The sequence below is a fragment of the Rhizobium sp. WCS2018Hpa-16 genome (assembly GCF_031843705.1).
Taxonomy (GTDB): Bacteria; Pseudomonadota; Alphaproteobacteria; order Rhizobiales; family Rhizobiaceae; genus Agrobacterium; species Agrobacterium tumefaciens_C.
In genome coordinates, this window is sequence record NZ_JAVTIX010000015.1 from 1 (window position 1) to 13,761 (window position 13,761).

Annotated in this window: 9 protein-coding genes and 2 pseudogenes; 4 read left to right on the forward strand and 7 right to left on the reverse strand. The window is 55.6% G+C overall.

All coding sequences use genetic code 11. The features are described 5' to 3' along the window. Positions 1–1,472: 1,472 nt before the first annotated feature. From RQI55_RS23730 to RQI55_RS23740, 3 genes and pseudogenes are all read left to right on the forward strand, one after another. Positions 1,473–1,765 (forward strand): annotated as a pseudogene (locus RQI55_RS23730) (ISKra4 family transposase); the annotation flags it as partial. Positions 1,766–2,612: 847 nt separating this feature from the next. Then, a pseudogene (locus RQI55_RS24310) lies at positions 2,613–3,328 on the forward strand (carbamoyltransferase C-terminal domain-containing protein). A gap of 381 nt (positions 3,329–3,709) precedes the next feature. Next, positions 3,710–4,003 (forward strand): hypothetical protein, encoded by a 294-nt coding sequence (locus RQI55_RS23740; protein ID WP_155398690.1) that lies wholly within the window; start codon positions 3,710–3,712, stop codon positions 4,001–4,003. Positions 4,004–4,130: 127 nt separating this feature from the next. Here RQI55_RS23740 and RQI55_RS23745 read toward each other — a convergent pair whose 3' ends face one another. Together RQI55_RS23745 and RQI55_RS23750 are read right to left on the reverse strand one after the other, a co-directional pair. Next, positions 4,131–5,291 carry an AAA family ATPase gene (locus tag RQI55_RS23745; RefSeq protein WP_042615713.1) on the reverse strand — a complete coding sequence of 387 codons (1,161 nt, stop codon included), beginning with the start codon at positions 5,289–5,291 and terminating at the stop codon, positions 4,131–4,133. Next, a complete protein-coding gene (locus tag RQI55_RS23750; protein WP_042615873.1) occupies positions 5,288–6,208 on the reverse strand; it encodes a LysR family transcriptional regulator in 921 nt (306 codons plus the stop codon). Before RQI55_RS23750 ends, RQI55_RS23745 begins: the two co-directional genes overlap by 4 nt. 127 nt (positions 6,209–6,335) lie before the next feature. On the opposite strand from RQI55_RS23750, the gene RQI55_RS23755 reads away from it, so the two are divergent. Then, a complete protein-coding gene (locus tag RQI55_RS23755) occupies positions 6,336–7,058 on the forward strand; it encodes an SDR family oxidoreductase (protein ID WP_042615714.1) in 723 nt (240 codons plus the stop codon). Between the two features lie 264 nt (positions 7,059–7,322). Here the strand turns inward: RQI55_RS23755 and RQI55_RS23760 are convergent, their stop codons facing one another. The 5 genes from RQI55_RS23760 to RQI55_RS23780 form a co-directional block, all read right to left on the reverse strand. Then, positions 7,323–8,141 carry an inositol monophosphatase family protein gene (locus tag RQI55_RS23760; RefSeq protein ID WP_042615874.1) on the reverse strand — a complete coding sequence of 273 codons (819 nt, stop codon included), beginning with the start codon at positions 8,139–8,141 and terminating at the stop codon, positions 7,323–7,325. 31 nt (positions 8,142–8,172) lie between these two features. Then, positions 8,173–9,234, reverse strand: a complete 1,062-nt coding sequence (locus RQI55_RS23765) for an ABC transporter ATP-binding protein (protein ID WP_042615715.1) — start codon at positions 9,232–9,234, stop codon at positions 8,173–8,175. Further along, positions 9,231–11,462, reverse strand: a complete 2,232-nt coding sequence (locus tag RQI55_RS23770) for an iron ABC transporter permease (protein ID WP_042615716.1) — start codon at positions 11,460–11,462, stop codon at positions 9,231–9,233. The genes RQI55_RS23765 and RQI55_RS23770 overlap by 4 nt, the downstream gene beginning before the upstream one ends. 96 nt (positions 11,463–11,558) lie before the next feature. After that, positions 11,559–12,584, reverse strand: coding sequence for an ABC transporter substrate-binding protein (locus RQI55_RS23775; protein WP_042615717.1), 1,026 nt, complete (start codon positions 12,582–12,584; stop codon positions 11,559–11,561). 116 nt (positions 12,585–12,700) lie between these two features. Then, the gene (locus tag RQI55_RS23780; protein ID WP_155398700.1) at positions 12,701–13,693 is read right to left on the reverse strand and encodes an ABC transporter substrate-binding protein; all 993 of its coding nucleotides are present in this window, start codon (positions 13,691–13,693) and stop codon (positions 12,701–12,703) included. Between the last annotated feature and the right edge of the window lie 68 nt (positions 13,694–13,761).

Consider the following 13,761-nt stretch of genomic DNA (forward strand, 5'->3'; position numbering starts at 1 on the left):
CATCGTCGCTAGCAGCGCCGCCGCCCTCGTCAGTGAGCGGACTTATAGAGGACACCTCCCAAACAAGTCAACAGCAGGTCGGAGAGAAAATACAGAAAAACAGTAAGTCACTGGTTCTGTTGGGGTATTTTCGGTTTTCGGAAACGTGTATGCTTTTGCGGTTAGAATGCCCGGCTTTCATTCAGTTGTTGGTTAAGGTCTCGGGTTTCTAAAGTGGCTTTAGGCGGCCTGTTTTTGCATAACCATTTTCATTGAGGACTCACCTGTGCCGATGTAGTGCCATTCTACCTTGGTATCTTTGGACTATATGTGAATGGCATATTCGGGCCGTTGTCTGAGACGGTCCTGTTCGGCTTCCCTGTCTGGCAATGCGACGATCCAGTTCGCGAGACAGCCGCAGCACACTACAGCGATGATCCGTCGGTAAAGACACCGCGGATGAAGATCAGACTGGGGCGCTCGCCCGGACACGACGCAAGAGCCAGCGTAGGCCTTCGCCCACGCCCCTCTTTCGGCTGCCACCCATGCCGACAGGCAGATAACCTTGCAATAGAAACTTCGAGGCGTCTTCAGGTTCATGAGTAGCCCCTGCCGGTAGTGCATTCCGTGGATACGGCGATAGCCGAAGCGGCGGCGCTCGGATCCAACCCGCTTCATCGCCCCGCGGGTTGAAGCATAGCCAGCCAGTAAGCCACCACATCGACCTGACGTCAGCAAATTTACAAGTATTTTGATTGTTGGGGCATAAGCACAATGAGACTTGCAAATTTGGCGATCTTGAAGGGAATAGAACCGCCTGCACGCATTACGGCCTCGCTTCACCTTTTGTAACTAACGTCATTCTCGAACAAGCGTTTCGCCCAACTTAATGGCTTTTACGGAAAATGTAAGCTCCCAGCCAATAGCACTCTCCCCTTATAAATTTGTCGAGCTTGCAAGATGATCATCGACCACAAGCTTCCACTGGCGAACTGTTGCTACCTTTGCATCCTAAGCAATGAAAATATAATTTCCTGCTAGTCTAAAAGACAACCTTATACCTAAGGGGCGCATGGGAAGTCGGACCGGAAGACGTAGATGCTCTGGCGTCTCGTCGCGATGACGTTGTTACGATACGCGAGCTCCCGTTCGAGCTTGGAGCCGTCATCATCCTTAGTGGTCGAAGCGTTAGAAGCAAGTCAGCGCTCTTGAGCGTCATCGACTAATGCTGTGGATCGCAAATCTTCGACGGCCCGCTGGTTTTAGCTCCAGCGCCGTGTCTTAGTTCACCGTAAAGCTGACCATTTGGACAGAATTGTGTTCGTCGCCAGGCGCGGCCTGAAAACCGGAAAGGCAGCCAGCATACACCTCTACTAGGTATATCTAGCGGGAGTTGAGGCCAGCCTTCCGCGAGATGGACTACAACGTCAAGCGAGAGGAAGTGATTAACCGTATCGGGGGTCGGCTCGGGGTTGGCGAGACCTTACTGCTATGCAGCCGATGGTATGCGGAAATCAATGACAGCGTTCGGTGAATTCTAGCCCTACATCGCTACCGACAATACCAGCCCGATCAATTACTGGCGAGTACTGCCGTCCGGCGAGCGGATTTCGTAGAGGCCACTGTCAACGTTGTCGTCAGCTAGCCGCCCGCCAAAAAGCAGCGGATGCGATAGAGCAGGACAGGCGCGCATCTACTGTTGCGGACCCTAACGCAAGCACTCGTTGGCTCGTTGCGGGAGACATTCGAGAAATGGTATCCGAGGATGGCGAACGACAATCAGGATCAACTCAGAGAAAATGACCGCGACGTGATTGCCACATTATTCCTCATCCTGCCCAGGGGGGCGCAGTCCCACTGCTTCATTTAATGTCGGAGGATCAAGCTGCAGTTATAAAAAACGGGAAGTAAGATGTGTGCGATAATCGACGACGGAAGTGATTGTCACGCCGTTGTTCGGAACTTCGGATCCCAGGCCGCAGATCATGCGTTTCCGCGCCAGCAGTTTGCAGCCTAGCGTCCGCAGCGAGCTACCCAAATAGTGGCAAATACATGCTAGAATTTTCCACTTCCTCGGCGTGAAAGTTCCAGAAGGCCTCAAAAAGATGATCTAGCAAGGTGGTGGCGGGACGGTTCAAAGGTCTAATCTCCAAAAAACCGGCTAGAATTGACGGGCGAAACGGGCGTATAATCGCGTCTCACACGCTGACTTCGCATGTTGATGTCGGATCGATGATTGCGATCCCTGATACCTCTCGGACTAAGGTCAAAGACGTGTACGAGAGACGAACTTCGATCACTGTCGATCGAGGGATGCCTGCAAGGGCAAGATAGATCCGCATCGAAAACAGTGAGCCAGATTCCAACGCAATCATGCGCTGGCCTATCAGATCATACGGTTCAAGAAATCCTTTGCGATAACAGATGGTCAATGGGTAAAGCCGCGACGGCGTCCGACGGGCAGTTGCGGATAATGAGACCCGACCTATCCAGCGGGCCCTCCGCATAGCCAATATCGGCCTGCCCCGGCATCACTGCTTCCATCACCATCGCCGATGGCACGCTTTGCAGAGAGGCCTGTACATCTACCCTATCACTTATAAAGCACTGCGATGCTATCCGAAAAGACGGACATGCGACATTTGGTTCATTCTGGAGATGTTGCGCTCAACAGCGTCGTCAACGGGCGCATTCTCCAGGAAGGACATGCACGTTATGCCGGGAGCGGTGATAGCGGCACATCTATCGGCGGCGCAGTCTTTGTCTACAAGCAGGTTCTGAAGCAGCCAGGCAAGATACACCACGCCGATCCTTTCATTGCTGATGCCTATTCCAATCAAGAGATCGAAGAACTGCTGAAAACGGGCAAAGATTGGCTATGCCACAGTTCCGATGTTTGCGCCGAGGCTGCCAGAGCCCTCCATAAGGAAGATGTTATCGGCTTGTTCCAGGGCAAAATGGCGTTAGGCCCTCTTCCCCTCGGCGGCAGAAGTATCCTCGTCGACCCGACCAAAGCCGGAGTGAAGGATAAGATCAACGCAGAGGTGAAGCACCGGTAGGCATTCCAACCCTTCGCCTCGTCGCTGCTGGAGGAGTACACCACAGACTACTTAGACTCGACTGTGGCAGTTCCGTTCATGCTGACCGTTTTCCCGGTCATTGAAACAGCACGAAGAGTTATCCCTGCTGTTGTACAGGGCGACAACACGGCGCGACTCCACACGGTAAGGAAAAGAGTAATCCCCTCTATCACCGTTTGATCAATGAGTTCTCCAAATCGTCAGGCCATCCGGTCGTGCTCAACACCAGCTTCAACGTGATGGATGGACCGAGAGTGGCAAGCCCCTAAGATGCCATAAGGTGTTTCTATTCGACACGCATTGACACATTGTTCATCGGGGATTTAGTTGTCGAGAAAGCTCCTTTGAAAGAGCGAGCGACCACCAACATCAGCCAACTGGCGAGTAGAGAGTAGCGAGCATTTCGTCTGATATTTCAGGGTTACGGTTGAACCACCGTCGACCGAACCAATCCTCAAATTTATTTCAGCCGCTGCTGAGGCTTCTCTATCTTTAACGTTGCCTCTGGGAGAGAAATTCGCTTGTTTGATTCGATTTGAGCCGGCCACTGCGGTTGCGGTTGCGGTTGCGGTTGCGCGGATGATACGTTTTCTCGTGGCTTGGAAACCCCAATCTACGCCCATCCGGACAATTCACGGAATGTCCATGACTTGGCGCAACAAGGCTACGTAAGCTCACCCATGGAGATCGAAGGCCGATATAAACTAAGGCTGACGCAGAGCATCGCGGAAGCTGTGAAGCTCTTGGGAAGCATATCCTGCGTTAGCAAAACGATCACGCGCCAAGAACTCGAAGAGCGCGTCCTCAACTGCCTTCCGGTCGCATTCTATTCCAACGATATCTTCGACCGGATTTCGCAAAAGATGATCGCTCATGAGGTGACCAAGCTGAAGAGCGTCCCCTCCCGCAAAGATCAGATTGCTACAGAGCTTGCCTATTTTTAAAAATACTTGCAGGTTCTGGTTCCACCCCAGCCGCTCTTGATGAGTTGCCTTTCGCTCTTGCAAAAAGGTACGAGGTCAAGTCAACCATGTTTGCGCAAAACGTTACCACATCTGCGTTGGGAAATGCTTATCGTGCAGGCCAACTCCATGCAGGTGAATTGATCCCTTCAGCCACCGTTTCGCCGAGTACCTTGGAGAGCCGCACCATCAAAGCCTTTCCCTCAGCGTCAAGTTGCGAAACCAGCTCCTCCGCATGGGACACGACGAGCAGTTGAGACCGGTCACACGCCCGGATGATCAAACGAGACAGGGGCGCAAGGAGGCTGGGATGCAGACTGGTTTCAGGCTCGTTGAGCACCATCAGGGATGGAGGGCGCGGCGTGGTGAGAGCTGCCACCAAAAGCAGATAACGCAAAGTGCCATCGGAGAGTTCTGGCGTCGAAAGCGGCCGCAGCAAACCCTTCTGGCGCATCAGCAGTTCGAAGCGCCCTCGCTCCGTCTTGATCTCGATTGTGCTGCCGGGAAAAGCATCTTCGATAGCGGCATCAAAGCCCGCCGCATCGCCAATCTCCCGGATCGTCGCGATAGCTGCAGCCAGATCGGCGCCGTCGGATGACAGGGCCAATGTTCGGGTTCCAATCTGCATCTGTCGCACAGGCGAAGAGGGATCAGTTCGAAAGTGATCGTAAAAACGCCACCCACTCATTTGAGCACGCAAATACAGAAGTTCAGGTAAATTCTTGGGGTCCGCGGACTGCGTCATCATGCTTTCGAATGATGCGAGATCGTGCAGCAACACCTGACGTTGACCGCTTTCGGAAAGAGCGGTCACAACTGGCCCTGCACGTTCTGCGAACACATTTCGGCGGCTCAACGCTTCACCTGCCCACACCGCTTCTGCCTTGATGACGGGATCAAGCGCAAAATAGCTCGGCTGGGGTGGAGCCACAGGCAATCCCAGATCGATCGCGTAGCCGTAGTCATCCGATGCGAACCCAAGCTTGAGTGCGACCGGATGTTTCCGCACCGTCCCCTGCACCGGCACTGTGCCGTCTTTCATGCTGCGCGAAAAAGCCTCCGGTCCAGCCCATATCGTTGATTGCAGGCCACCCTCTGCCGCCAATGATGCAATAGCCCGTCCCTGCGCGACATCTGCGAGAAGTCGTAGCGCGCGATAGAAACTCGATTTTCCTGCCCCGTTCCCACCGGTGACGACGGTAAGGTGTTCAAGCGGCAGGACGAGGTTACGAAGGGACCGATAACCCGAAATGGCGACCGTCAGGATCATGCGCTATCCTTGTTTCTCTCTTCTCTCACCAGATCAACGAACGCTCTGAGGGGTGCCGACATGAGCCTGCTCGAGAAGTATAGCCGGGGGCCATCGAACGTGCTCCACCATTGTGGCAAGACTGGCTTGAGATCGCTGGTCTTCAAGGCTGGATCAAGCCAATTCTCAAAAGTACAGATGATGCCATGTCCACCGCGCGCCAGCTCAATTGCAGCAGGTGCCGCATCGACACCGATGATGACACGACTTGGAGGATCGACTATCAAGGACTGGTCCCCGCACTCCAACTCCCAGGCCGTGAGTGCGCCGCTCGAGAACCGTAGCCGGATGCAGTCGTGAGCGAAAAGATCGCTTGGATGCGAAGGCGCCCCCCGCGCATCAAGGTAGCCAGGTGATGCTGCGAGAGCCAAACGCTGAAACTTCGGGCCGATGGGAACAGCGATCATGTCCCGCGCCAGATGCTCACCGTAGCGGATACCAGCGTCGCATCCCGCCGCCGTGATGTCGACAAGTCTGTCTTCAACGACGATCTCAATTCGTACATCTGGAAAACGGATCAGGAAACGATCAATGAGCGGAGGCAGTATATCGACCATGACGGCCCCGGTGACATTCAGCTTGAGTTGACCCCTCACCTCGTCCTGAGAGCTCATGGCATCCTGAAGTGCCGCTCGCGTTTCGCGCATAAGCGGCGACAGACGTTCCGCAAGCGTCCGCCCTACCTCCGTCAGGCTTACACTCCGCGTGGTTCTTATGAGGAGAGGAGCCCCCAAACGGGTCTCCAGCAAAGCAACCTTCTCGCTGACCGTTGATGGCGATAACCCAAGGCGCTTAGCGGTTTTACGAAAACCACCGGTCTCGCACACCGAAAGAAAGATGGACAGATCGTCCATAGGAAGTTGATCGCTGTTCGCCATGGCGATCAGACTAGCCGGTTTCGGGTATCTTATCAAACAATCGATCAATGCTAGATTTGACTGCATCGGCTTCAGGCCGATTGTTGAAAGTCAAAACCTTCAACCACATTCAAACCAGGAGAATGACATGACGGCTAAGTCTGTATTGATTACGGGCGCTAACAAGAGCATCGGCTACGAGACGGCCCGGCAGCTTGGCCGGCTCGGTTATCGCGTATGGCTAGGTAGCCGAGACGCAGCGCGGGGTGCAAGTGCGGCCCAAAAGCTTTCCTCAGAGGGTCTTAACGTGCGAGTGATTGCTATCGATGTAGCGGATGACGATAGCGTCAAGAACGCAGCGGCAACCGTGTCCGCTACCGATGGGAAGCTCGACGTGTTAATCAACAATGCTGGTATTCCAGGCAGTTATATCGCTCCGGGGGCACAGGAAATCAGTGAAATCGAAACTGTGTACCAGACCAACGTTTTCGGCCCGATCCGAACGATGCAGGCGTTTTTGCCTGTGCTTCGTATGTCTGGCCAAGCCAATGTCATCATGGTCAGCAGTGGTCTTGGATCGCTGACATGGCTTTCTGATCCCACACACCCCTACCACGCCGTGAACATTCTGGCGTATAACAGCTCCAAGACGGCGCTGAATGCGATCACCCTGTCTTTGGCCAAGGACCTTGCGAAGGACGGGATCAAGGTCAATGCCGCCGACCCTGGCTACACGAAGACGGATTTCAACAACCACACCGGATATCGGACAGTCGAGCAGGCCGCAGATACAATTGTCTGGCTGGCGTGCCAAGATGCCTCCGGGCCAACGGGCGGGTTCTTCTTCGAAAGAAGCCAAGCGCCATGGTAATGGTGCGGTCGCTCACTCGCACCAACTGTGCGCGGGTTAGCTCTAAACATTGACGCAGAGAGTAGCCAGTTTTGTACTGAGCCTGTGCGCCATGGTTGCGGTGACCAATTCTGAGATCGCGAGCAGACATCCATAACCGGTTGATCATTTTAAGCGCAAGATGGACCGTAAATGCCAACCTCAAGCTGATCGACAATTAAAAGAAATCCACGGACCGAACAAAGTCTCAGCCCGTGGCGTCTTTTCAAAGCGGAATGGTCTGGACTACGACTGATCGCTTCCTGCCATTGTATTATGAATGTCGAAAAGCTCGTCATAGGCGGTTGGGTTGCAGGCGAGGACAGGGCTGCCGAGCGTCAGATTTTCACTGTCGCAAGGAAACGGCATGTATCTTCCACCGGCTTGTTTGACGAGGCAGAACCCCGCCATACAATCCCAGGCCCGCATGTGCGGTTCGTAATAACCGACCAGGCGCCCAGCCGCCACGTAGGCCAGCATCAGTGCGCCGGAGCCGTTTCGGATGAAGTTTCCGCCGATGGACAGCAGGGATGAGATGATGCCGCCGACCCGATCTGGTGTGACGTAATTGTTGCTGCCGATGCCCGTCAGCGCATTTTGGATCGTGCGAGCGGGATCGAGCCGGAGCACCTTGCCGTTGAGCGTCGCGCCTAAACCCTCGGCCGATGCATAAAGTTCGTCCTCACAGGGTACTTTGATGACGCCGACAACCGGAATGCCGTCATAAACCACAGCGATGGAAACGCACCATGTCGGCATGCCGTTGACGAAGGGGGCAGTACCGTCAATCGGATCCACGACCCAAGTGAAGCCGGATTTACCCTCGGTGTAACCGAATTCCTCACCCAGAAATCCGTCTTCCGGCAACGCTTCGGCAACGTGTTCGCGCAGAAGAGTTTCGACGTTGCGGTCTGCGATGGAAACCACATCGTGAAGATCGCGTTTGGTCTCGATCACCAGTGTTTCACGCCTGTTGAAATAATCCAGGGCCAGAGCGCCAGCTTTTTCGGCCATTGTCTTGGCCAGCGAAAAGCGCAGTTCGATAGCGCTTTCATGTGTCATCATTGTCATGTCCTTTGATTGCAGTTCCAACGTTTCAGCCGTTGATCAGCGCAATACCACGGCTTTTAAACCCGAGCGTGACATCGCTTGTAGTCGGCATGCTTGCCTCCATGGCGTGGTCTATGATGAAGAGCGTGCCGACATCCGTCTCGACTTCATATTCGATGTGGCCGCCAAGATAGGCGCTATGGAGCACGCGCCCTGCCAGCCCATTGCCACCCCCCGCACCGATGATGATAGAGCCGGGTCTGACGGCGAGCTTAGCGGAGCCCGGCTTCGCGCCACGGCCTTTCACGGAATAATCGACACCTGCCAAGCGGATGACCGCCTGCTCGCCTTCGACGCGGATAACCTCGCAGGGAATCACATTCGCTTCGCCCATGAAGTCAGCTATGAAGGGGGATGCGGGGGCCTCGTAAAGCTCACGCGGCGCACCTGATTGGGCAATCTCGCCATCCTTCATCACGATGATGCGGTCCGAGACAGCCAGAGCTTCGTCCTGATCATGGGTTACGTAGACGGCTGTAAAGCCGAGACGCTGCTGCAACTCCCTGATTTCGGTGCGCACGCGGCGCCGCAGGCGCGCATCGAGGTTGGACAGGGGTTCGTCCAGCAACAGAACCTGCGGCTCGAGAACCAGCGCGCGGGCGACCGCCACACGCTGCTGCTGCCCACCGGAAAGTTCTGCTGGAAGACGTTGGCCCATGCCCGCGAGACCGACGAGTTTCAGGCCTTCCTCAGCCTTTTCCCGCGCGTCGTTTTTGCGAAGGCCGGAGGATTGCAAACCGTAGGCAACATTGTCGAGGGCCGTCATATGCGGGAAAAGTGCATAGGATTGAAATACCATCGAGACGTCACGCTCGTTTGCTGGCAGCATCGTCACATCCGTATCGCCGATCAGAATGCGGCCGGAAGTTGGATGCTCTAGCCCTGCCAGCATTCGAAGCGTCGTGGTTTTGCCGCAGCCTGAAGGCCCAAGCAATGTTACCAGTGTTCCCGGCTCGATAGTCAGGGAGAGGTCGGGGATGGCTGTGAATGCACCGAAAGTCTTGCGAACATTTTGAAAGGTGACGGAGCCGGGTTTTACCTTGATCATGCGGCTTTCTCCTGAGCGAGAGGAACGGTGGGATCGGTCGTGACACCGGCGACGCGGTTCTCGCGTCTGAGGCGTCGTTCGCCGACAATGAGCTGGAAGCCCGTAATAACGGTGATCATCACGACGATGAGCATGGATGAGTAAGCAATCGCCACGCCATATTCTCCGTTTTCAACGAGGCCGACGATGTAGGAGGTGGCCATGTTGTATTCTGCACTGACGAGAAAAATGACGGCGCTGATCGACGTGATGGCCCTTACGAAGGAATAGACGAGAGCAGCGGTGATCGCTGGACGCAGCAGCGGCAGGATCACCTTGCGAATGGTACGGAAACTGTCCGCCCGTAATGTTAGCGATGCCTCGTCGAGACTTTTGTCCAACTGGCTCATGGCCGCGATACCACCGCGCACGCCGACGGGCATGTTGCGGAAAACGAAACAGGCGATCAGGATGAGAGCAGACCCCGTCATTTCGATGGGCGGAAGATTGAACGCCATGATATAGCTGACACCAATGACCGTTCCGGGAATGGCAAAACTCATCATCAGCGCGAATTCGAATACGTTCTTCCCGGTAAACTTCTGGCGGACGATGATATAGGCCGTCAAAAGCCCGACAGCAGCCGTCAGAGGAGCAGAAATCAGAGCGATTTCCATGGTCGTCCAGAACGAATTCCAGGCGACGCCCGTCCAGGCAATGCTGCCATTTTTGAAGCCGACGGAGAAGGCTCTGATATAATGGTCCAGTGTCAGCGAATTATCGAGACCCCAGGTTTTGACGAAGCCGCCGATCAGGATCATGCCGTAGACGACTATCGTGAACAGCATCCACGGCACGACGACGGCATGCACACCGATGGACAGTCCGCGAGGAAGAGCAATATGTGCTCCGCTATCGCCCTTGCCGGTTACCGTCGCAAAATTCTTGCCCGACAACCAGAAACGCTGTGCCATAAAGGCGGAAAGCGTGAAGCAGAGCAAAACCATGGCAAGTACCGCCGCACGGGATGGGTCGTTCTGCGAGCCGACGACGGCAAAGAAGATTTCCGTCGAGAGCACGCCGTGGCTACCGCCCAGTACGAGCGGGTTGCCGAAGTCAGCCATGCTTTCGATGAAGCCGATCAGGAACGCGTTGGCGAGGCCGGGTTTCATCAAGGGCAGCGAGACACGCCAGAAGGTGCGCCAGCGATCTGCACGCAAGGTCTGCGATGCCTCTTCCATCGAGGGGCTGACACCTTCCACGACGCCGATGAGAACGAGGAAGGAAATGGGCGTGAACGACAGGACTTGCGCAATCCAGATGCCGGTCAGGCCATAAAGCCAGCGTCCCGGCTCAATGCCAAACAGGTTCGAAAGGCCTTCGGTAACAACGCCCGCCCGGCCGAACAGTAAAGTGAGTGCAAGGCCAATGACGAAAGGCGGCGTGATGATCGGCAGGACAGTCAGCAGGCGCAGGCCTTTTTTGAAGGGAAAGCGTGTACGTGTCGCGACCAGCGCGAAACCGAGGCCGAGCAGGGTGGACGCAGAGGCCGTCATCAGCGCAAGTGCAAGGGTGCGCCACGCCACGCCGCAACGCTCTTCGCCGAAAACACAGCCGAGGCTCCAGATGCCCGGGTCCTGCAGGTTGCGAATGAAGCCATCAGGATTGAAGGAGCCATCGAAGTCCTGCACCGACGCCGTAAACATGCTGCCAATGGGGTAAAAGACGAAGATCGCGACCAAAAATATCAGCAGTGATATCGAGGCGACGATGAATGCATCGCCCTTCATGACGCCCCGTTCTGCAAGGCCGAATGCAAAGAGCAGGACGCAAACCACGGCCATTACCACCGCACCCGCGCCCATGGCGGGTTGACCGTTTGCGAGCTGCCCGAACAGCGTTTCACTGATGGTCCAAGTCCAGCCCGTAAAGCCGATGGCAAATCCTTGAAGCGAGAGAAACAGCAGGCCGAGGATGCCTGTGAGGGACAAGAGCCCCCCGCGCTTCATCGGGTCGTTGATCGGTCTGACCAGACACGCCGTCAGAAACATCACGAGGACGCCGATCAGCCAGAGCTTGCCATGGGAGGCGATCTGTAAAAGTGCCGGTGCAGAGGTGTCGGAAGAAAAGAAGTCCGAGATCCAGCCGAAGCCGAAAAAGCCCCGTTCAATTCTGTACCAGGGAAGAAGAAGGAGGGCCGCTGCCCCAAGCGCCAGAACGATGTCCAGCCTGCGATTGCCACGTTTCATGGCCTACCTCGCTCGTTTTACGATAGGAAATGGGAGTGCATCAGCGGCACCGGAGAAGTTGGCCGGGTGTTGTCTACCCGGCCCAGACGCGTTGGATCAGTTGGCGACAGCGCCAACCTCACGGTCCCAGCGCTCTAGCAGAGCCTTGCGCTTGACCGGATCGCCATATGTCTTGAAGTCGTAGTCGATCAGCTTGATGTCTTCAAACTTTGGTGCTTCCTTCGGCACTTCAGCCTTTTTGTTGGATGGCAGTTGGAAGGACTTAGCATCCTTCATTCGCGACTGCACTTCCGGCGTCAACGCCCAGTCATACCAGACTTTGGCATCGTCCAGATTGCGCGCGCCCTTGATGATCGACATGGAGCCGATTTCGTAGCCAGTGCCTTCGCAGGGGGCGATAGATTTTATTGGGAAGCCTTCGGCAGTCTGGGCAACGGCGTCATGCATGAAGACAATGCCCAGCGCCGTCTCACCGCGTGCGGCAGCCTTCACCGGTGCCGAGCCCGATTTGGTGTATTGAGAAATATTGGCGTTCAGTTTCTTGAGATAGTCGATCGCTTGATCTTCACCCATGATCTGCGCGAGGGAGGCCAGTGCGGTATATGCCGTACCGGAGGAGTTGGGGTTGGCAATCTGAATTTCACCCTTTAATTCCGGGGCAAGCAGATCAGCCCAGCACAATGGCTCCTTGTAACCCTTGTCCTTGAAGATCGTCGTGTTGTAGCCCCAGCCGAGTGCGCCCGCGTAGACACCAACCGTGCGGTAGCCTGTGCTTTCGGCCTGCTTCTGGGCCCAGTCCTGTAACTGGTCCAGCATGGGTGATTTGTATTCCATCGTCAGGTTTTCGGATGCCGCTTGCACATGGGGGTCACCAGTGCCTGCCCACCATAGATCGGTTTTTGGATTTCGGGCTTCGGCCCGAATTTTCGCGTAGGTTTCGCCGGATGACAGGCGCACCATATTCACCTTTATGTCGTGGGACTTTTCGAAGTCGCCCTTCATCTGTTCGCAAATCACCACATCTGCAGAACAAATGACGTTGAGTTCACCGGCGGCCTGTGCCGAAACCGCCCCGAGGGATACCCCGGAAAAAAGTAGAATGGAAAGTGCTGAAAGTCGCATGCGATATCCTCCTGTTGCTTGCGATAAAGTATGTCCAAAAGGCGCAGTTTCGCCTTCACGGCATTGACGTCCATGCCGCTTGATCTTGGGTAAGTGTCTGAAAAGTCGGGGTGCGGTTACTGCGTCGCTGTTATTTCCGCATCGAACCGCCTGAGAAGCCGACTTCGTTCGCCGGGTTGGCCGAAGGTCGCGAAGTCGTAGTCCACCATCTTGATCAGCGAGATATCCGGGGCTGCCGGGGGGAGCGCAGCTCTGGCATTCGAAGGTACCTGGTTCTGGCCTGCTGCTGCGCCTGTCGCTTGCCCCTCCGGGCTCAGGGCAAATTCGACAAAGCGTTGCGCTGCCTCGATGTGCGTGGTGCCTTTGACGATGCTGACCGCGCCGATTTCGTAGCCCGTGCCCTCGCAAGGTGCGACGATCACAAGCGGAAAGCCCTCTTCCTTCTGGGTCACAGCATCATGCATGAACGATATGCCGATCAAGGTCTCCCCTCTTGCCGCAGCTTTGACCGGTGCCGAGCCGGATTTTGTATATTCAACAACGTTGCGGTTCAGCGCGCCGATATCCCGAAAGGCCTCGTCTTCCCCGAAAAGCTGAATCAGTGTCGCGAGCATGGTAAAAGCAGTGCCGGATGAATTCGGGTTGCCAGCCTGAATGAGTCCCCTGTAAGCGTCGTTCGCCAGATCTTTCCAGCAGGTCGGGGCCGGAAGACCCTTTTGTGCCAAAACTTGCACGTTATAAGCAAAACCAAGGGCGCCTGCATAAATGCCAGAGGAGTGCTGCCCGGACATTTTGAAGAAATTTTGCGCCCACGGCAAAATGTCGACCTGATGTTTCGGCACGTAGATCTCAAGCAGGTCTTCGGATGCCGCCTGAAGATGGGTGTCGCCGGTGCCGCCCCACCAGACATCGACTGTCGGTGCGGATTTTTCCGACCTGATCTGGTCGAGTATTTCGCCGGTACTCTTCCGGGTTATGGAAATGGATATGCCCGACTGGGCCTCGAAGGATTGCTTCATTTGAGCACACCACGCCTCGTCGGTGCCACACAGCACGTTGAGACTGGTGTCGGCCAAGCCGGGGGCCACAGCGCAAAGCCATGCCGTCAATCCCGTTACTGTAGCCAGTCGTGCTTTCAACAGAGCCTCCCTCTTGGAACCTCCCCGTTCCAATCTCC

Bases quoted from the DNA above. Each gene is read 5' to 3' on its own strand.
- RQI55_RS23745 (WP_042615713.1), bottom strand. From the start codon at position 5,291: ATGATCCTGACGGTCGCCATTTCGGGTTATCGGTCCCTTCGTAACCTC.
- RQI55_RS23750 (WP_042615873.1), bottom strand. From the start codon at position 6,208: ATGGCGAACAGCGATCAACTTCCTATGGACGATCTGTCCATCTTTCTT.
- RQI55_RS23755 (WP_042615714.1), top strand. From the start codon at position 6,336: ATGACGGCTAAGTCTGTATTGATTACGGGCGCTAACAAGAGCATCGGC.
- RQI55_RS23760 (WP_042615874.1), bottom strand. From the start codon at position 8,141: ATGATGACACATGAAAGCGCTATCGAACTGCGCTTTTCGCTGGCCAAG.
- RQI55_RS23765 (WP_042615715.1), bottom strand. From the start codon at position 9,234: ATGATCAAGGTAAAACCCGGCTCCGTCACCTTTCAAAATGTTCGCAAG.
- RQI55_RS23770 (WP_042615716.1), bottom strand. From the start codon at position 11,462: ATGAAACGTGGCAATCGCAGGCTGGACATCGTTCTGGCGCTTGGGGCA.
- RQI55_RS23775 (WP_042615717.1), bottom strand. From the start codon at position 12,584: ATGCGACTTTCAGCACTTTCCATTCTACTTTTTTCCGGGGTATCCCTC.